Genomic DNA, 19,287 nt, shown 5'->3' with positions numbered 1-19,287 from the left:
GTGTGTTGTTGCGCGGCACCAAGCGTGAAGACGTAGAGCGGGGCCAGGTGTTGGCTAAACCGAATTCGATCAAGCCACACAAGCATTTCACTGGCGAGATCTATGTTCTGTCGAAAGACGAAGGCGGCCGTCATACACCTTTCTTCAACAACTATCGTCCACAGTTCTACTTCCGTACTACGGACGTGACTGGTTCGATCGAGTTGCCGAAAGACAAAGAAATGGTCATGCCAGGCGATAACGTGTCGATCACAGTCATGCTGATCAACCCGATCGCGATGGAAGAAGGTCTGCGTTTCGCGATTCGCGAAGGTGGCCGTACTGTTGGCGCAGGTGTGGTTGCCAAGATCCTGCCTGACGCGTAATAGCAAAAAGTTGTAATCGCCGCGACCCGGGAAATTCCCGCCTCGCGGCGTTGATGTCTGAATGGTATGCAAACGGTATGCATTAAGTTAGCTGGCCAAGCCGTTCAGATAAAGTGTTTTAAGCGTAGGGGTGTAGCTCAATTGGCAGAGCGCCGGTCTCCAAAACCGGAGGTTGGGGGTTCGATGCCCTCCGCCCCTGCCACCGATTCAGGTGTAGGGTACTGAAGTTACTGAAAGTAAGCCGCGTATGTCTAACCACCCTGTGCAAACTGTCGGCGAAGCCGGTAGCAAGCTCAAAGTAATACTGGCAGTTTTGGCTGTCGTTGCCGGCGTTGTCGGCTTTTATTTTTTGTCGGGCCAGTCTGGTCTGGTGCGCGCTGGCGCACTGGTTGCCGGTTTGGTGGTGGCAGTCGCGCTGGCATGGACTTCGACTCAAGGACGTGAGTTCCTTGGTTTTGCCAAAGAAGCCGTGCGCGAGACCAAAAAAGTTGTTTGGCCGACCCGCAAGGAAGCGATGCAGATCACTGCCATCGTTTTCGCATTTGTGCTGGTGATGGCGATTTTCCTCTGGGGTATCGATAAGCTCCTCGAGGTCTTGTTGTACGACGTGATATTGGGTTGGAAACAATAATGAGCGATAGCACACAAAACGATGCGCAAGCAACTCCGCCTGTTGTGACGCCTTCGGCGCCAGCGGGCAAAAAGCGCTGGTATGTGGTGCATGCTTATTCCGGTATGGAAAAGAGCGTGCAACGCGCGCTGACCGAGCGGATCGACCGCGCTGGAATGCAGGAACAGTTTGGCCAGATCCTGGTGCCGACTGAAGAAGTGATTGAAGTCAAGAATGGCCAGAAAGCCGTTACCGAACGTCGTTTCTTCCCGGGCTATGTGCTGGTTGAGATGGAAATGACTGACGAAACCTGGCATCTGGTCAAGAACACCAACAAGGTAACCGGTTTCATCGGCGGCAAGTCGAACAAGCCTACCCCGATTCCGCAGCATGAAGTCGACAAGATCATGCAGCAAATGCAAGAGGGCATCGAGAAGCCGCGGCCTAAGGTCTTGTATGAAGTTGGCGAACTGGTACGTATCAAGGAAGGTGCTTTCACCGACTTCAACGGCAACGTGGAAGAAGTGAATTACGAAAAATCGCGCGTGCGCGTGACCGTCACCATCTTCGGCCGTGCTACGCCGGTTGAGCTGGAATTCGACAAGGTTGAAAAGGTCTGACCTGGCTTTGCCGGGCTAGATGGCAATAGTAAGAATATCAGTAACAAGAAGAACAAGAAATTAAGCGCCTTTCGGAGCGTCATGCATTAAACCGCATGGAATTCGAAGCAGTAAGAGGAGCCCCACTAGATTGCGGTTTGTGCAGTTTAATTGACCGGGCGCTAATACTCACAACTTTAGGAGCCATCATGGCAAAGAAAATCATTGGTTTTATCAAGCTGCAAGTTCCAGCTGGTAAAGCAAACCCATCCCCACCAATTGGTCCAGCACTGGGTCAGCGCGGTCTGAACATCATGGAATTCTGTAAGGCATTTAATGCCCAGACCCAAGGTGTCGAGCCGGGTCTGCCAATTCCAGTCGTGATCACAGCGTTCGCCGACAAGTCCTTCACATTCGTGATGAAGACTCCTCCGGCAACGATCCTGATCAAGAAGGCTGCTGGCATCACCAAGGGTTCGGCTAAGCCGCATACCGACAAAGTCGGTTCGATCACCCGTAAGCAAGCAGAAGAAATCGCTACCTTGAAGAAGCCCGATTTGACTGGTGCTGATCTGGAAGCTGGCGTACGTACTATCGCCGGTTCTGCTCGTTCGATGGGCATCACGGTGGAGGGTCTGTAATGGCTAAGTTAACTAAACGCGCAAAAGCGATCAAATCCAAGATTGATAGCACTAAGGTATATCCATTCGACAGCGCTGTTGCGTTGATCAAGGAATGCGCCACTGCAAAATTCAATGAATCGATCGATGTGTCCGTCCAGCTGGGCGTTGATGCAAAGAAATCGGACCAAGTGGTTCGCGGTTCCGTCGTGCTGCCAGCCGGCACCGGCAAGACCGTTCGCGTTGCAGTATTTGCTTCCGGCGAAAAAGCCGAGCAAGCTAAAGCTGCCGGCGCCGACATCGTTGGCATGGAAGACCTGGCTGAGCAAATCAAAGCCGGCAACATGCCTTTCGACATCGTGATCGCATCGCCAGATACCATGCGTATCGTTGGTACCCTGGGCCAGATCCTGGGACCACGCGGCCTGATGCCAAATCCGAAGGTTGGCACCGTGACTGCTGACGTAGCTACTGCCGTCAAGAATGCAAAAGCCGGTCAAGTGCAATACCGTACCGACAAAGCCGGTATCATTCACGCAACTATCGGTCGTAAATCGTTTAGCGATGCAGAACTGAAGTCCAACTTGTTGGCACTGATCGATGCATTGAGCAAAGCTAAGCCAGCTACCAGCAAGGGTGTATACCTGCGCAAGGTGTCCTTGTCTTCGACAATGGGTGCCGGCGTTCGTGTCGATCAATCGACACTGGCTGCTTAATTAACTGGGCTGAGTAGCTGAGCTGTATTGAATCAAGTCCTGAAGACGGTGTGCAGGTCACATTGTCATCAGGCGAATCTTTGGGCTGGATCTGTATTGGCGGCATCGATGCAGGTCCAGGCAATCAAAGACCGTTGGGCGGCGTGCAGCAGGTAGGCACAAAGTTAAACATCAAACGGGCAATCGTTTGGCACCCAACGCAGATGGTGTACCCGAACAAGTTTTGTAGTCTCATCGCTGCGTGTTTAATATCATGCGCTAGTTCTGAACTCCTAACTTCGGACGCCGTGTTCGAACCGATGTGAAGTAAGTAGCCATTTGAGGTTATGTAATTTCCGAGCATCATTTTTGGAGGTTGATCTTGAGTCTCAATCTGAATGACAAAAAGGCCGTAGTCGCCGAAGTCTCTGCAAAAGTAGCTGCTGCACAGACTATCGTCGTGGCCGAATATCGTGGCATCCAGGTTGGTCACTTGACCCAACTGCGCGCTAATGCGCGTACCCAGGGTGTGTACTTGCGTGTATTGAAAAATACACTGGCACGTCGCGCCGTTGAAGGTACCGCGTTTGCCGACCTCGCCTCGCAAATGACCGGCCCGTTGATCTATTCGATCTCCGAGGACGCCGTTGCTGCTGCAAAAGTCATCAATGACTTTGCAAAAACCAACGACAAACTGGTCGTCAAGGCAGGTAACTTCGCTGGTAAGCCGCTGGATAAGGCGGCTGTGCAAGCGTTGGCAAACATTCCAAGTCGCGAAGTTCTGCTGGCCCAAGTTGTGGGCATGATGCAGATGCCGATCGCTGGATTTGTGCGTGGTTTGGCTGCTCTGGCAGCAAAGAAAGAAGCCGAAGCTGCTTAATTGCAGCTTCATGGCGCTTTCTTGGCGTTAAAACCAATCAGATGTTATTACTGTAAAAAATTAGGAGTTTCACATGGCTTTTGATAAAGATGCATTCCTGACCCAGATTGATGGTCTGACTGTTATGGAATTGAATGACCTGGTAAAGGCATTCGAAGAGAAGTTCGGCGTTTCCGCAGCTGCTGTTGCAGTTGCTGGCGGCGCAGGCGGCGGCGCTGCTGCTGTTGCTGAAGAGCAAACCGAGTTCACCGTCATGCTCAAGGGCATCGGCGCGAACAAGGTTGGCGTGATTAAGGCTGTCCGCGAAATCACCGGTCTGGGCTTGAAAGAAGCTAAAGACCTGGTTGACGGTGCACCGAAGGCAGTTAAAGAAGGCGTTTCGAAAGCCGACGCTGATGCAGCAGCCAAGAAATTGGTTGAAGCCGGCGCAGAAGCTGAAATCAAGTAATTTCAGCTTTTTAGAGCGCATTTATTGCGCTGGAGTCAAAGTGCAGAACTCTCGAAAAGGAGAGTTCGGCTTTGGCTCCTTTGTCGTTTTCGATTTTGTTTAGCGCTTGTTGTTTTATTAAGCGTCCGTTGCCATCAAGCTCGAAGGGCTGAGACTTGAGGAATTGTTGGTTAAGACAGCTCAACTAGACTACTACTAGACCCTTAGTTTTATCTAGTTTGACTGAAAGATCCAGCGAATCCTGAATTCTCTATCCTTCCTGTCACTCACGGAGTGTTCAATGCACTACTCATTTACTGAGAAGAAGCGTATTCGTAAATCTTTTGCGAAACGCGCTAACGTTCACCACGTTCCGTTCCTGCTGGCGACCCAGCTCGAGTCGTATCTTGGCTTTTTACAAGCAGACAAAGTACCGTCTCAACGTAAGAACGAGGGCCTGCAATCGGCTTTCACTTCTATTTTCCCTATCGTTTCGCACAATGGTTTTGCGCGTCTCGAATTCCTGTCGTACGTTCTCGGTGATCCACCGTTTGACGTCAAGGAATGCCAACAGCGCGGATTGACGTTCGCGTCGCCATTGCGTGCCAAGGTGCGTCTGGTGATTCTTGATAAAGAATCGCCGACCAAGCCGGTCGTCAAGGAAATGAAAGAGCAAGAAGTTTACATGGGCGAATTGCCGCTCATGACAACTACCGGCTCGTTCGTGATCAACGGCACCGAGCGCGTCATCGTATCGCAGCTGCATCGCTCGCCAGGCGTGTTCTTTGAACATGACCGCGGCAAGACGCACTCGTCCGGTAAATTGCTGTTCTCGGCCCGTATCATTCCTTACCGTGGTTCCTGGCTGGACTTCGAGTTCGATCCGAAAGACATCCTGTTCTTCCGCGTCGACCGTCGCCGCAAGATGCCAGTGACGATCCTGCTGAAAGCGATCGGCATGTCGGTCGAGCAGATCCTGGCCAACTTCTTCGTATTCGACAACTTTGCGTTGCGCAACGAAGGCGCCGAGATGGAATTCGTCGCAGAACGCCTGCGCGGTGAAGTCGCGCGTTTCGACATCACCGACAAATCGGGCAAGGTCCTGGTCGCTAAAGACAAGCGTATCAACTCCAAGCACGTGCGTGACGTTGAAGCTGCCGGCATCAAGCATATCTCGGTACCGGAAGACTATCTGCTGGGCCGCGTCCTGGCGCGCAACATCGTCGACGGCGACACTGGCGAAGTAGTAGCCAACGCCAACGACGAGTTGACTGAAGAGTTGCTGGCCAAGCTGCGCGAAGCAGACGTTACCGACATCCAGACTCTGTACACCAACGATCTGGACCAAGGCAGCTACATCTCGCAAACTCTGCGCAGCGATGACACCAACGACCAGATGGCTGCCCGCGTTGCGATCTATCGCATGATGCGTCCTGGCGAACCGCCAACCGAAGATTCGGTTGAAGCGCTGTTCAACGGCCTGTTCTATAACGCCGATCGTTACGATCTGTCGGCTGTCGGCCGCATGAAGTTCAATCGCCGCATCGGCCGCGATGAACTGACTGGCGCCATGACGCTGTCGAACGAAGACGTACTGGCCGTGATCAAGATCCTGGTTGAATTGCGTAACGGCCGCGGCGAAGTGGACGATATCGATCACTTGGGTAACCGTCGTGTGCGTTGTGTCGGCGAACTCGCCGAGAATCAGTTCCGTGCCGGTCTGGTGCGGGTTGAGCGCGCAGTCAAGGAACGTCTCGGCCAAGCCGAGGCGGACAACCTGATGCCGCATGACCTGATCAATTCCAAGCCGATTTCGGCTGCTATCCGTGAATTCTTCGGTTCGTCGCAGTTGTCGCAGTTTATGGACCAAACCAATCCGCTGTCGGAAATCACCCACAAGCGCCGCGTATCGGCACTTGGACCGGGCGGTTTGACCCGTGAGCGCGCCGGCTTTGAAGTGCGCGACGTGCATCCGACCCACTATGGCCGCGTGTGCCCGATCGAAACACCGGAAGGCCCGAACATCGGTCTGATCAACTCGCTGGCTTTGTATGCTCGCCTGAACGAATACGGTTTCCTTGAGACACCGTACCGCAAGGTTGAAGACAGCAAGGTTACCGACCAGATCGATTATCTGTCGGCCATTGAAGAAGGCCGCTACATCATCGCCCAGGCCAATGCGACTATCGACAAATCGCTCAAGCTGTCCGATGAACTGGTTTCGGCGCGTGAAGCCGGCGAAACCATCCTGGTATCGCCAGAGCGCGTCCAGTACATGGACGTGGCGCCAGGCCAGGTGGTGTCGGTTGCTGCTTCGCTGATTCCGTTCCTCGAACACGATGATGCGAACCGTGCATTGATGGGCGCCAACATGCAACGTCAGGCAGTGCCTTGCCTGCGTCCGGAGAAGGCATTGGTCGGTACCGGTATCGAACGTACCGTGGCAGTCGACTCGGGCACCACCGTGCAGGCGCTGCGTGGCGGTATCGTTGATTACGTCGATGCGGGCCGTGTCGTGATTCGTGTGAATGACGAAGAAGCGACTGCCGGCGAAGTCGGTGTCGATATCTACAACCTGATCAAGTACACACGTTCGAACCAGAACACCAACATCAACCAACGGCCTATCGTGCAAGTTGGCGACCGCGTCGCCAAGCACGACGTGATCGCCGATGGCGCATCGACCGATCTGGGCGAGCTGGCTCTGGGGCAGAACATGCTGGTGGCGTTTATGCCATGGAACGGCTACAACTTCGAAGATTCGATTCTGATCTCCGAAAAAGTCGTGGCTGACGATCGCTACACTTCGATCCATATCGAAGAGCTGTCGGTGGTTGCACGTGACACCAAGCTGGGCGCTGAAGAAATCACCCGCGACATCTCCAACCTGGCCGAAAACCAGTTGGCGCGTCTGGATGAATCCGGCATCGTCTACATCGGTGCTGAAGTTGAAGCCGGCGATACGCTGGTCGGTAAGGTGACGCCTAAGGGTGAAACCCAGCTGACGCCGGAAGAAAAGCTGCTGCGCGCGATCTTCGGTGAAAAAGCTTCGGACGTAAAAGATACCTCGCTGCGCGTGCCTTCAGGCATGGTCGGTACGGTGATCGATGTGCAAGTGTTTACCCGCGAAGGCATCCAACGCGACAAACGTGCACAACAGATTATCGACGACGAACTGCAACGCTATCGCCTGGACCTGAACGACCAGTTGCGGATTGTTGAAGGCGATGCCTTCGAACGTCTGGAACGCATGTTGATCGGCAAGGTTGTCAACGGCGGTCCGAAGAAATTGGCCAAGGGTGCCAAGCTGACCAAGGAATACCTGGCAGACCTGGACAAATACCACTGGTTCGATATTCGTCCGGCGGACGACGATGCTGCCGTGGCACTGGAAGCGATCAAGGAATCGATCGCTGAAAAGCGCCATCAGTTCGATCTGGCATTTGAAGAAAAGCGCAAGAAGCTGACCCAGGGCGATGAGCTGCAGCCTGGCGTGCAAAAGATGGTCAAGGTTTACCTGGCTGTCAAGCGCCGTCTGCAACCAGGCGACAAGATGGCCGGTCGCCACGGTAACAAGGGTGTGGTTTCGCGCATTCTGCCGATCGAAGACATGCCGCACATGGCTGACGGTACACCGGCAGACATCGTGCTGAACCCGTTGGGCGTTCCATCGCGGATGAACATCGGTCAGGTTCTGGAAGTGCATCTGGGCTGGGCTGCCAAGGGTCTGGGTCTGCGTATCGGCGAAATGCTGAAGGCGCAAACCAAGATTGCCGAGCTGCGCAAGTTCCTGAACACGATCTACAACGAATCGGGCAAGACGGAAGACCTGGACGGCCTGAGCGACGACGAAATCCTGCATCTGGCGGATAACCTGAAGCAAGGTGTGCCATTCGCTACCCCAGTGTTCGACGGTGCGCACGAAGAAGAAATTCGTCGCATGCTGGATCTGGCGTACCCGGACGCAATCGCCAAGCAGCTCGGCATGACGCCATCGAAGAATCAGGTCACGATGTATGACGGTCGTACCGGTGAAGCCTTCGAGCGTAATGTCACGGTCGGCTACATGCATTACCTGAAACTGCACCATCTGGTCGATGACAAGATGCATGCACGTTCCACCGGTCCTTACTCGCTGGTTACCCAGCAGCCGCTGGGTGGTAAAGCGCAGTTCGGTGGACAGCGTTTCGGTGAGATGGAAGTTTGGGCATTGGAAGCTTACGGTGCGTCGTACGTGCTGCAAGAAATGCTGACAGTGAAGTCGGATGACGTAAACGGTCGTACCAAAGTGTATGAAAACCTGGTCAAGGGTGACCATGTAATCGATGCTGGCATGCCGGAATCCTTCAACGTGCTGTTGAAAGAAATCCGTTCGCTGGGTATTGACATGGATCTTGACCGCGAATAAGCGGTCAAGATCGACCGTCCCTCATTGCGGGACAGAGTTTATGAGGCGCCGAAGGGCGACGAATTACTCTGTCCCCAACTGACTAGACCGTGAGATCGAGTCAGACCGGACTGCAGCGATACAAAGGATGTGGGGCGATCAATTTCCCCTACGCAGCAATAGTAAAGAATCTTAGTTTCTTCACGCCAACTGGAGTGATACATGAAAGCACTGCTCGATTTATTCAAGCAAGTTCAGCAAAATGAACAGTTCGACTCGATCAAGATTGGTCTGGCGTCGCCCGAAAAAATTCGTTCGTGGTCTTATGGCGAAGTAAAAAAGCCTGAAACCATCAACTATCGTACCTTCAAGCCAGAGCGCGACGGTCTGTTTTGCGCCAAGATTTTTGGCCCGATCAAGGATTACGAATGCCTCTGCGGCAAGTACAAGCGTCTGAAACACCGCGGTGTTATCTGCGAAAAGTGCGGCGTTGAAGTCACGCTGGCAAAAGTGCGTCGCGAGCGCATGGGTCACATTGAACTGGCCTCGCCAACTGCGCATATCTGGTTCCTGAAATCGCTGCCGTCGCGTCTGGGCATGGTCCTCGACATGACCCTGCGGGATATCGAACGCGTATTGTATTTTGAAGCCTACGTCATCACCGATCCAGGCATGACTCCGCTGAAACGCTGCCAGATCATGTCGGAAGACGACTACGCCGCCAAATACGAAGAATACGGCGACGATTTCACCGCATTCATGGGCGCCGAAGGCATCCGTGAGTTGCTGCGCGCGATCGATATCGATCGTGATGCGGAAACCCTGCGTCAGGAATTGAAAGAATCGAAGTCCGAAGCCAAGATCAAGAAATACGCCAAGCGCCTGAAAGTGCTGGAAGCGTTCCAGCGTTCGGGCATCAAGCCTGACTGGATGATCATGGAAGTGTTGCCGGTGCTGCCGCCTGAGTTGCGTCCGCTGGTGCCGCTGGATGGCGGCCGTTTCGCGACCTCCGACCTGAACGACCTGTATCGCCGCGTCATCAACCGTAACAACCGTCTGAAGCGCCTGATGGAATTGCGCGCTCCGGAAATCATCACCCGCAACGAAAAGCGGATGTTGCAAGAAGCGGTTGACTCGCTGCTGGACAACGGCCGCCGCGGTAAGGCAATGACTGGCGCCAACAAGCGTCCGCTGAAATCCCTGGCAGAAATGATCAAGGGCAAGGGCGGCCGTTTCCGTCAGAACTTGCTGGGTAAGCGCGTCGACTATTCCGGCCGTTCGGTTATCGTGGTGGGCCCGCAACTGAAACTGCATCAATGCGGCTTGCCGAAATTGATGGCGCTGGAATTGTTCAAGCCATTCATTTTCCACAAGCTGGAAGTGATGGGCATCGCCAGCACGATCAAGGCAGCCAAGAAGGAAGTTGAAAACCAGACTTCCGTGGTGTGGGACATCCTGGAAGACGTGATCCGTGAACATCCGGTCATGTTGAACCGTGCGCCGACATTGCACCGCTTGGGCATCCAGGCGTTTGAGCCGGTCCTGATCGAAGGCAAGGCAATTCAATTGCACCCGCTGGTCTGCGCCGCATTCAACGCCGACTTTGACGGCGACCAAATGGCGGTTCACGTACCACTGTCGATCGAAGCACAGATGGAAGCGCGCACTTTGATGCTGGCTTCCAACAACATCCTGTTCCCATCGAACGGCGAACCGTCGATCGTGCCGTCGCAGGATATCGTGTTGGGTCTGTACTACGCCACTCGTGAGCAAATCAACGGCAAGGGCGAAGGCATGATGTTCCCTGACGTGTCGGAAGCCATCCGCGCTTACGACAACAAGGAAGTCGAGCTGACTACCCGCGTTACCGTGCGTATTACCGAGTATCCGAAGGATCCGGTCACAGGCGAGTTCGTCAAGACCATCAAGCGTTACGAAACGACTGTCGGCCGTGCGATCCTGTCGGAAATCCTGCCCAAGGGCCTGCCATTCACCGTGCTGAACCGCGCGTTGAAGAAGAAGGAAATCTCGAAGCTGATCAACACGGCATTCCGCAAGTGCGGCCTGCGCGCTACGGTGGTGTTTGCCGACCAGCTGATGCAGTCCGGTTTCCGCCTGGCGACCCGCGCCGGCATCTCGATCTGCGTGGATGACATGCTGGTACCACCGCAAAAGGCAACCATCATCGCTACTGCAGAACAAGAAGTGAAACAGATCGAACAGCAGTACTCGTCCGGTCTGGTGACTGCCGGCGAACGCTACAACAAGGTGGTGGACATCTGGGGCAAGGCCGGCGACGACGTCGGCAAGGCCATGATGGAACAGCTGAAGGTAGAAGACGTGGTGCGCCGCGACGGCACCAAGGGTACGCAAGAATCGTTCAACGCGATTTACATGATGGCCGACTCCGGTGCGCGCGGTTCCGCAGCGCAGATCCGTCAGCTGGCCGGTATGCGTGGCCTGATGGCGAAACCGGATGGTTCGATTATCGAAACGCCGATCACCGCGAACTTCCGCGAAGGTCTGAACGTTTTGCAGTACTTTATTTCGACCCACGGTGCACGTAAAGGTCTGGCCGATACCGCGCTGAAGACTGCGAACTCGGGTTACCTGACACGTCGTCTGGTTGACGTGACCCAGGATCTGGTCGTGATCGAAGACGACTGCGGCACTTCCAACGGCGCCTCGATGAAGGCCATGGTTGAAGGCGGTGAAGTTATCGAAGCGCTGCGCGACCGTATCCTCGGCCGTGTTGCCGCCAACGACATCGTCAATCCGGAAACCCAAGGCACGCTGTACGAAGCCGGTACCTTGCTGGACGAAGATGCAGTTGAAGAAATCGAACGCCTGGGCATCGATGAAGTCAAGGTCCGCACACCACTGACATGCGACACACGCTACGGCCTGTGCGCACAATGTTACGGTCGCGACCTGGGCCGCGGCTCGCTGGTCAACAACGGTGAAGCCGTCGGCGTGGTTGCTGCGCAGTCGATCGGTGAACCTGGTACCCAGCTGACCATGCGTACCTTCCACATCGGTGGTGCGGCATCGCGTTCGGCAGTGGCGTCCAGCGTTGAAGCCAAGTCCAACGGTACGGTCCGCTTCACGGCGACCATGCGTTACGTGACTAACGGCAAGGGCGAACTGATCGTGATTTCCCGTTCCGGTGAAGTCTTGATCACTGACGACCATGGCCGTGAGCGCGAGCGTCATAAAGTGCCTTACGGCGCCACCCTGATCGTCAAGGATGGCTTGACCATCAAGGCCGGCACGGCATTGGCGACATGGGATCCGTTGACCCGTCCTATCATTACCGAGTACACCGGTACGGTCCGTTTCGAGAACGTCGAAGAAGGTTCTACCGTTGCCCGTCAGATCGATGAAGTTACCGGTCTGTCGACATTGGTGGTTATCGATGCGAAGCGTCGCGGTTCGGTCACCAAGACTGTTCGTCCACAGGTCAAACTGTTGAACGAGCAAGGCGAAGAAGTCAGGATCGCCGGTACTGAACACGCAGTGACCATCGGCTTCCAGGTCGGTGCGCTGATTACCGTGAAAGACGGTCAGCAAGTGCACGTTGGTGAAGTGTTGGCGCGTATCCCGACTGAATCGCAAAAGACACGCGATATTACCGGTGGTCTGCCACGCGTTGCCGAGCTGTTTGAAGCACGTTCGCCGAAGGATGCAGGTATGCTGGCCGAAGTCACAGGTACTGTGGCCTTCGGTAAGGAAACCAAGGGTAAGCAACGTCTGGAAATCACGGACATGGACGGCAACAAGCACGAGTTCCTGATTACCAAGGACAAGCAAGTGCTGGTGCATGACGGCCAGGTTGTGAACAAGGGCGAAATGATTGTCGACGGCCCAGCCGATCCGCAAGACATCCTGCGCCTGTTGGGTATCGAAGCGCTGGCGCGTTACATCGTCGACGAAGTCCAGGACGTGTATCGCTTGCAAGGCGTGAAGATCAACGACAAGCACATCGAAGTGATCGTGCGCCAGATGTTGCGCCGCGTTCAGATCGTCGATGCGGGAGATGCTTCTTACATCACTGGCGAGCAGGTTGAGCGCTCGGAACTGCTGGACGAAAACGATCGCGTGATTGCTGCGGGCAAGATTCCTGCAACTTACGAAAACGTATTGCTGGGTATTACCAAGGCATCGTTGTCGACCGATTCGTTCATCTCGGCCGCCTCATTCCAGGAAACCACCCGGGTGTTGACCGAAGCCGCAATCATGGGCAAGAAAGACACTCTGCGCGGTCTGAAGGAAAACGTCATCGTCGGTCGTCTGATTCCAGCCGGCACCGGTCTCGCGTTCCATCGTGCACGCAAGGAAAAAGACAGCTGGGAAGCGGAAGAGCGCGCAGCATTGCTGCAATCCGAGCAGGCAGCACGCCTGGCAGCTGCGGAAGCACGCGCAGCTGAAGAGCTGGGTGCGCAGCAGGGCGGCGAAGCTTAATCCTTTTATTGGATCAGCAAGCAAAACGGCAGTGGATGAGAAATCATCCACTGCCGTTTTTTTTGGGGTAATGATGCAATATTGGAAAATTACAAGGAATACCGGATTGTTCAGGTCGGATAACGTCAATCCCTCTGCTGCCGCAGAGGCTTGCCATTGTCGATCACTTCCCTGCAGTCGCCCTTGAACGTAGAGTTGTCGTAATCGGTCCAGCCGTAGCTGTCGACATAGCGTTTATGCGGCCGCAGCTTGCTGCTCAGGAAACTCCATTCCAGGTGCTCGTCAGGATAGCGGATATCGGCCAGGTCGAGCAGCGAGTGGAATACATTTTCGGTAGTCATCCGCGTGCGTTTATGGCGCTGCAGCTGCGCCACTTTGTCCGGATAGGTTTGCTTGTACAAATCGGAATACCACATCAGGGCTGGTATGTGGAATTCGAACTGGGTGTTGTGGCCATGGAAGGCGATTTTGCAGCTGCCGTCGTACAGCGTCTGGCCGTGATCCGAGAAGTACATCATCGCGCTCAATTGCTTCGAATCCCTGAGCGTATCTATTACTTGCGACAGAAACCAGTCCACATACCGTATCGAGCTATCGTAGCTATTGTTCAGCGCCGTCTTGTTCGCCAGGTTGGTGTAAGCAGGGTGTTCAATGCCGAACAGCGAGGGCTGCCACTTGTCGAATTGCTGGGGGTAGCGGTGACTGTAGTTCCAGTGGTTGCCCAGCGTATGCAGCACGATCAGTTTCCTGGCCGCAGGATCGTCCATCGCTTTCTGCAGTTGCGGCAGCAGGATGGCGTCCAGGTTCGAGGTGTCGGTGAAGCCGCCCAGGTTGAGAAATTGCACTACGTCCGCTTCATTGGCGAATACCGATACCGGTGTATCGAATTTGCCGTACGACATCTGGTTCGAAATCCAGTAAGTCTTGAATCCAGCCTCCTTGTAGGCCGTGATAAAGGACTTCTCGGCAAAGCCGGCTTTCAGGCTGTCTGTCGCCGGCTTGCGCGATACCATGACCGGTACCGATAACCGGGTTGCCGATACCGACGTGGTGACATCTGAAAAACTGACCAGGTTGCTTTCCTTGCTCAGCAAGGGATTGGTGTCACGTTGATAACCATTCAAGCTCCAGCGATCGTAGCGGGATGACTCGCCGATCACCATGACGACAATTTGCGGCGTGTTTTGCTGGCTTGCCTGATGTGCGCCAAAATGGAATTGGCGGTTCTTGTGCGCCAGATCGTCCAGGTATTCCTGTTCTTTCCAGAAATCGTAACCGCGTACCGCCAAGCCGAACGGCCAGGTACGGCTGACCGGATCCGCTTCCAGCGGTGTTGCCGCCCATGCGGGAAGCTTGCCGAGATGCATGCCTTGAGGGATGGGCAAAGAGGCAACCTTGCTATTTGCACTAGCCGCTGGCGCGGCTTGGATACCGACTTGCTGCCCGTACAGCCAAACGCATAAGCCAACAGTAAGCACCAACCAACCAAACCAGCGCGAAGGCCCTTTCAGGTCAAGATCGCGTGTGCGACTGGCCGCCAGCCAGCTTAGCGCCCACCACAGAACGATTAGTGCGAGAATCAGCGCCAGCCACCAGACTTTATTGCCCAGGAACTCCATGGCTTCGCCAGGACTGGTTTCGGCAATGATGCCAAGGTGATGGGTTGAAATCCCCTGGCCATAAAACTTGCGCAGATAGATCTCGGTGGGCGAGGCAAAAAAGGCCGGGAACAACAACCAGTGAAACCAGGCGGGACGCTTGAAGATGGACCAGATGACCAGCCAGATCGCCATTTCCGTGGCGATGATCCGAATCGGATGATCGATCGTCTGGCCGAACAGCAGCGGTACGAAGGGCACCAGGGACAGGGCCAGGTAGGTAACCAGCACGAACAGGTTATTGCGGCGAAACAAGGCAGGCATCATCGGGGAGAAAAATAGTCGAGTCTTATTATCCCGCAAAGCTGGTGACGGGAACCGGGATGGATGAGATATAGCGAGACATGCGCAGGCAATAGCCGCAGCTTTGTTATCAAATAATTAATCGCCATATGTGGCGGCCGGGACTGTTGCAATCAGTTATGTTGGTGTTGTGCTTTTGTTGCGTTTACGGACCGCACATCCAAGACGGCGGTTGACTGCCAGGCATCATAGGGATATACTCGCGGGTTCTCGATTGTAGGCTCTATTGGGCCGAACGTTCTTTGGTCTGCTTCCGCTTTCTATAGCGCGTTTCTCCTCTACTGCCGAATGTCGAACTGCGCGAACGGTGCGCAAATTGTGCGGTTCCTAGCGCAAGTATCTGTCCAATCCCGGACAACCGATTTCGGGATTGTTGTTATTAACGTCGTAATTTTGTTGGATATATAACGATGCCAACCATCAATCAATTGATTCGCCAGCCGCGCGTTTCTGCGGTCGTAAAGAGCAAATCACCAGCGCTGGAAAACAGCCCGCAAAAACGCGGCGTTTGCACCCGCGTTTATACGACAACTCCAAAGAAGCCAAACTCGGCTCTGCGTAAAGTTGCCAAAGTTCGCCTGACCAACGGTTTCGAAGTCATTTCGTACATCGGCGGTGAAGGCCATAACCTGCAAGAACATAGTGTCGTGCTGTTGCGCGGCGGCCGTGTGAAAGACTTGCCGGGTGTGCGTTACCACATGGTTCGCGGTGCACTGGATACCCAGGGCGTCAAGGATCGTAAGCAAGCACGTTCGAAGTACGGTGCAAAGCGTGCTAAGGCTGCAAAGAAATAATAGTTTTCGTGCGGCGTAAGCCAAGCGAATAAGTGTCGGTCCCCCATGGGCCGAGTAAGTGGGTAGCTATGATGGCTGTCCGCGAGCGTGCAGAAACAAAAGATCTGCTGCTCAACTGAAGATTGAAAGGAATCGAAATGCCACGTCGTCGTGAAGTCCCCAAGCGGGAGATTCTGCCGGATCCAAAATTCGGTAATGTTGATGTTGCGAAGTTCGTCAACGTCCTGATGTTGTCCGGTAAGAAATCGGTCGCAGAAAACATCATTTACGGTGCCTTCGAGCACATTCAAACCAAATCCGGCAAAGATCCGCTGGAAGTGTTTGCCCTTGCTATCAGCAACGCCAAACCATTGGTTGAAGTCAAGTCGCGTCGCGTCGGTGGTGCAAACTACCAGGTGCCAGTTGAAGTTCGTCCTGTCCGTCGTATGGCTTTGTCGATGCGTTGGTTGCGTGAAGCAGCTAACAAGCGCAGCGAAAAATCGATGCCGCAACGTCTGGGTGGCGAATTGTTGGAAGCCGCAGAAGGCCGCGGCGGCGCAATGAAAAAGCGTGACGAAGTTCACCGTATGGCAGAAGCGAACAAGGCGTTCTCGCACTTCCGCTTCTAATAGACTGGGCAGCCGGCTCCCTGAATCGAGTCGCTGTCCGCATCTGAAATTTGTTCGAGCCGAGCGCATATTTTTATTAAAAATGGCGCTCGGTTTCGTGCATTAAAAGACTTAGGATTAAATCATGGCTCGCAAGACCCCCATTGAGCGCTATCGCAATATCGGTATCTCCGCTCACATCGATGCAGGTAAAACCACGACTACAGAACGCGTTCTGTTTTATACCGGTGTGAATCACAAAATCGGTGAAGTGCATGATGGCGCAGCCACCATGGACTGGATGGAACAGGAGCAAGAGCGCGGCATCACCATCACTTCCGCTGCAACGACTTGCTTCTGGAAGGGTATGGCGGGTAATTTCGCTGAACACCACATCAACATCATCGATACTCCGGGCCACGTCGACTTCACGATTGAAGTTGAGCGCTCGATGCGTGTCCTGGACGGCGCCTGCATGGTTTACTGTGCAGTAGGCGGCGTGCAGCCACAATCGGAGACAGTTTGGCGCCAAGCCAACAAGTACAAGGTTCCACGTCTGGCATTCGTCAACAAGATGGACCGTACCGGCGCGAACTTCTTCAAGGTGTACGAACAAATGCGTTCGCGCTTGAAGGCGAACCCGGTTCCTATGCAAGTGCCTATCGGCGCTGAAGAAAAGTTTGAAGGCGTGATCGATCTGGTCAAGATGAAGGCTATCTACTGGGACGACGCTACTCAAGGCATGAAGTTCGACTACCGTGAGATTCCTGCCGAGCTGGCCGCCGATGCTGCCAAGTGGCGCGAAAACATGGTTGAAGCCGCCGCTGAAGCATCGGAAGAGCTGATGAACAAGTACCTGGAAGAAGGCGACCTGACCGAAGCTGAAATCAAGGCTGCGATTCGTCAGCGTACCCTGGCCAGCGAAATCGTTCCGATGATGTGCGGCACTGCGTTCAAGAACAAAGGCGTGCAAGCCATGCTGGACGGCGTGGTCGAGTACCTGCCGTCGCCGCTGGACATTCCGCCGGTACCGGGCCTGGACGAAGACGATGCGCCGATCTCGCGTAAGCCTGAAGACGGCGAAAAGTTCTCCGGCCTGGCGTTCAAGATCGCAACCGATCCGTTCGTCGGTCAGATCTGCTTCATGCGCTGCTACTCGGGCACACTGAATTCGGGCGACACCGTTCTGAACTCGATCAAGGGTAAAAAAGAGCGTATCGGCCGTATCGTGCAGATGCACGCGAACCAGCGTGAAGAAATCAAGGAAATTCTGGCCGGTGACATCGCTGCACTGATCGGGATGAAGGATACAACCACTGGCGACACACTGTGCGACGCCAATGCATTCATCATCCTGGAACGCATGATTTTCCCTGAGCCGGTGATTTCGCAGGCGGTTGAGCCTAAGACTAAGCAAGACCAGGAAAAAATGGGCTTGGCTTTGAATCGTCTGGCGGCAGAAGATCCTTCGTTCCGTGTTCGCACAGATGAAGAATCGGGTCAGACCATCATCGCCGGTATGGGCGAGTTGCATCTGGACATTATCGTCGATCGTATGAAGCGTGAATTCAACGTTGAAGCGACCGTCGGTAAGCCGCAAGTTGCGTATCGCGAAACCATCCGCAAGACTTGCGAAGAAATCGAAGGCAAGTTCGTCAAGCAATCGGGTGGTCGCGGTCAATACGGTCACGTGGTTCTGAAGATCGAGCCGCAAGAACCGGGCAAGGGCTTCGAGTTCGTCGACGCGATCAAGGGCGGTACCGTTCCACGCGAATACATCCCTGCGGTTGAAAAGGGTGTCCGTGAAACATTGAACACCGGTGTCCTGGCCGGCTACCCTGTGGTAGACGTCAAGGTAACCCTGTTCTTCGGTTCTTACCATGACGTTGACTCGAACGAAAATGCGTTCCGCATGGCCGCTTCGATGGCGTTCAAGGACGGCTGCCGTAAAGCCAGCCCGGTTATTCTGGAGCCAATGATGGCGGTTGAAGTCGAAACTCCGGAAGACTACGCCGGTACTGTGATGGGCGATCTGTCGTCGCGTCGCGGTATGGTTCAAGGTATGGATGAAATCGCCGGCGGTGGCGGCAAGATCATCAAGGCCGAAGTACCTCTGTCGGAAATGTTCGGTTACTCGACTTCGTTGCGTTCGGCTACTCAAGGCCGTGCAACTTACTCGATGGAATTCAAGCATTACGCTGAGGCGCCGAAGAACGTTATCGATGCAATCGTAACGTCCAAAGCTAAGTAATTTGTCTCATTGGGGACAGAGTTTAAGAGCCACCGTAGCGTGGCGAATTACACTCTCCGTGCGACTCTGTCCTCAACTGACTAGATAAAACGCTTGCATTGCAAAGAACTAAATTAGTACATCGTTTAACAACATCGTTCTTTTTGAAGGAAGAATAAAATGGCAAAAGGTAAATTCGAGCGGACCAAGCCGCACGTCAACGTTGGTACTATCGGCCACGTTGACCACGGCAAGACCACGTTGACAGCAGCGATCGCGACAGTGTTGTCGAAGAAATTTGGCGGCGAAGCCAAAGCGTACGATCAGATTGACGCAGCGCCAGAAGAAAAAGCGCGCGGCATCACGATCAACACTGCGCACGTTGAATACGAAACTGCAAACCGCCACTACGCCCACGTTGACTGCCCAGGCCATGCTGACTATGTGAAAAACATGATCACCGGCGCGGCACAGATGGACGGTGCGATCCTGGTATGTTCCGCAGCTGACGGTCCGATGCCACAGACACGTGAGCACATCCTGTTGTCGCGTCAGGTTGGCGTGCCATACATCATCGTGTTCCTGAACAAGGCCGACATGGTCGACGACGAAGAGTTGCTCGAGCTGGTTGAAATGGAAGTGCGCGAGCTGTTGACCAAGTATGATTTCCC

Annotated in this window: 13 protein-coding genes, 1 tRNA gene and 1 pseudogene; 14 read left to right on the top strand and 1 reads right to left on the bottom strand. The window is 54.3% G+C overall.

Translation table 11 applies throughout. The features are described 5' to 3' along the window. The 10 genes and pseudogenes from tuf to rpoC form a co-directional block, all read left to right on the top strand. Positions 1 to 365, top strand: a pseudogene (tuf, locus tag BLV81_RS22760) (elongation factor Tu); the annotation flags it as partial. 126 nt (positions 366 to 491) lie between these two features. After that, positions 492 to 567: transfer RNA gene (locus tag BLV81_RS22755), tRNA-Trp, on the top strand. Positions 568 to 612: 45 nt separating this feature from the next. Next, positions 613 to 996 carry a preprotein translocase subunit SecE gene (gene secE, locus BLV81_RS22750; protein WP_092360182.1) on the top strand — a complete coding sequence of 128 codons (384 nt, stop codon included), beginning with the start codon at positions 613 to 615 and terminating at the stop codon, positions 994 to 996. Next, positions 996 to 1,595 carry a transcription termination/antitermination protein NusG gene (nusG, locus tag BLV81_RS22745; RefSeq protein WP_092360181.1) on the top strand — a complete coding sequence of 200 codons (600 nt, stop codon included), beginning with the start codon at positions 996 to 998 and terminating at the stop codon, positions 1,593 to 1,595. The genes secE and nusG overlap by 1 nt, the downstream gene beginning before the upstream one ends. 188 nt (positions 1,596 to 1,783) lie before the next feature. Beyond that, positions 1,784 to 2,215 carry a 50S ribosomal protein L11 gene (gene rplK, locus BLV81_RS22740; protein ID WP_038484621.1) on the top strand — a complete coding sequence of 144 codons (432 nt, stop codon included), beginning with the start codon at positions 1,784 to 1,786 and terminating at the stop codon, positions 2,213 to 2,215. Beyond that, a complete protein-coding gene (rplA, locus tag BLV81_RS22735) occupies positions 2,215 to 2,910 on the top strand; it encodes a 50S ribosomal protein L1 (RefSeq protein ID WP_092360180.1) in 696 nt (231 codons plus the stop codon). Before rplK ends, rplA begins: the two co-directional genes overlap by 1 nt. 361 nt (positions 2,911 to 3,271) lie before the next feature. Then, the gene (rplJ, locus tag BLV81_RS22730; RefSeq protein ID WP_092360179.1) at positions 3,272 to 3,769 is read left to right on the top strand and encodes a 50S ribosomal protein L10; all 498 of its coding nucleotides are present in this window, start codon (positions 3,272 to 3,274) and stop codon (positions 3,767 to 3,769) included. 73 nt (positions 3,770 to 3,842) lie between these two features. Next, positions 3,843 to 4,217: a 50S ribosomal protein L7/L12 gene (gene rplL, locus BLV81_RS22725; protein ID WP_092360178.1), complete on the top strand. Its 375-nt coding sequence runs from the start codon at positions 3,843 to 3,845 to the stop codon at positions 4,215 to 4,217. A gap of 280 nt (positions 4,218 to 4,497) precedes the next feature. Next, a complete protein-coding gene (gene rpoB / locus BLV81_RS22720; RefSeq protein ID WP_092360177.1) occupies positions 4,498 to 8,604 on the top strand; it encodes a DNA-directed RNA polymerase subunit beta in 4,107 nt (1,368 codons plus the stop codon). Between the two features lie 201 nt (positions 8,605 to 8,805). Further along, the gene (rpoC, locus tag BLV81_RS22715; protein ID WP_092360176.1) at positions 8,806 to 13,044 is read left to right on the top strand and encodes a DNA-directed RNA polymerase subunit beta'; all 4,239 of its coding nucleotides are present in this window, start codon (positions 8,806 to 8,808) and stop codon (positions 13,042 to 13,044) included. Positions 13,045 to 13,169: 125 nt separating this feature from the next. Here rpoC and BLV81_RS22710 read toward each other — a convergent pair whose 3' ends face one another. Continuing rightward, the gene (locus BLV81_RS22710) at positions 13,170 to 14,966 is read right to left on the bottom strand and encodes a phosphoethanolamine transferase (RefSeq protein WP_176992941.1); all 1,797 of its coding nucleotides are present in this window, start codon (positions 14,964 to 14,966) and stop codon (positions 13,170 to 13,172) included. 449 nt (positions 14,967 to 15,415) lie between these two features. Here BLV81_RS22710 and rpsL point away from each other — a divergent pair, with 449 nt between their 5' ends. From rpsL to BLV81_RS22690, 4 genes are all read left to right on the top strand, one after another. Next, entirely contained in the window at positions 15,416 to 15,799 is a 384-nt protein-coding gene (rpsL, locus tag BLV81_RS22705; RefSeq protein ID WP_014004389.1) for a 30S ribosomal protein S12, read from the top strand. A 137-nt stretch (positions 15,800 to 15,936) separates the two neighbouring features. Further along, positions 15,937 to 16,407, top strand: a complete 471-nt coding sequence (gene rpsG, locus BLV81_RS22700) for a 30S ribosomal protein S7 (RefSeq protein ID WP_061936365.1) — start codon at positions 15,937 to 15,939, stop codon at positions 16,405 to 16,407. 124 nt (positions 16,408 to 16,531) lie between these two features. Beyond that, positions 16,532 to 18,637: an elongation factor G gene (gene fusA / locus BLV81_RS22695; protein WP_092360174.1), complete on the top strand. Its 2,106-nt coding sequence runs from the start codon at positions 16,532 to 16,534 to the stop codon at positions 18,635 to 18,637. Between the two features lie 159 nt (positions 18,638 to 18,796). Next, positions 18,797 to 19,287, top strand: a 491-nt coding sequence (locus BLV81_RS22690) for a GTP-binding protein (protein ID WP_143036428.1), incomplete at its 3' end; no start/stop codon positions are given.

The organism is Collimonas sp. OK242, from assembly GCF_900107095.1.
GTDB lineage: Bacteria > Pseudomonadota > Gammaproteobacteria > Burkholderiales > Burkholderiaceae_D > Collimonas.
Note: the sequence above shows the minus strand (reverse complement) of the source record. Positions and strands in the feature narration are given on the sequence as shown.

Coding starts and splice junctions, on each gene's coding strand:
- secE (WP_092360182.1), top strand. CDS start 613: ATGTCTAACCACCCTGTGCAAACTGTCGGCGAAGCCGGTAGCAAGCTC.
- nusG (WP_092360181.1), top strand. CDS start 996: ATGAGCGATAGCACACAAAACGATGCGCAAGCAACTCCGCCTGTTGTG.
- rplK (WP_038484621.1), top strand. CDS start 1,784: ATGGCAAAGAAAATCATTGGTTTTATCAAGCTGCAAGTTCCAGCTGGT.
- rplA (WP_092360180.1), top strand. CDS start 2,215: ATGGCTAAGTTAACTAAACGCGCAAAAGCGATCAAATCCAAGATTGAT.
- rplL (WP_092360178.1), top strand. CDS start 3,843: ATGGCTTTTGATAAAGATGCATTCCTGACCCAGATTGATGGTCTGACT.
- rpoB (WP_092360177.1), top strand. CDS start 4,498: ATGCACTACTCATTTACTGAGAAGAAGCGTATTCGTAAATCTTTTGCG.
- rpoC (WP_092360176.1), top strand. CDS start 8,806: ATGAAAGCACTGCTCGATTTATTCAAGCAAGTTCAGCAAAATGAACAG.
- BLV81_RS22710 (WP_176992941.1), bottom strand. CDS start 14,966: ATGCCTGCCTTGTTTCGCCGCAATAACCTGTTCGTGCTGGTTACCTAC.
- rpsL (WP_014004389.1), top strand. CDS start 15,416: ATGCCAACCATCAATCAATTGATTCGCCAGCCGCGCGTTTCTGCGGTC.
- rpsG (WP_061936365.1), top strand. CDS start 15,937: ATGCCACGTCGTCGTGAAGTCCCCAAGCGGGAGATTCTGCCGGATCCA.
- fusA (WP_092360174.1), top strand. CDS start 16,532: ATGGCTCGCAAGACCCCCATTGAGCGCTATCGCAATATCGGTATCTCC.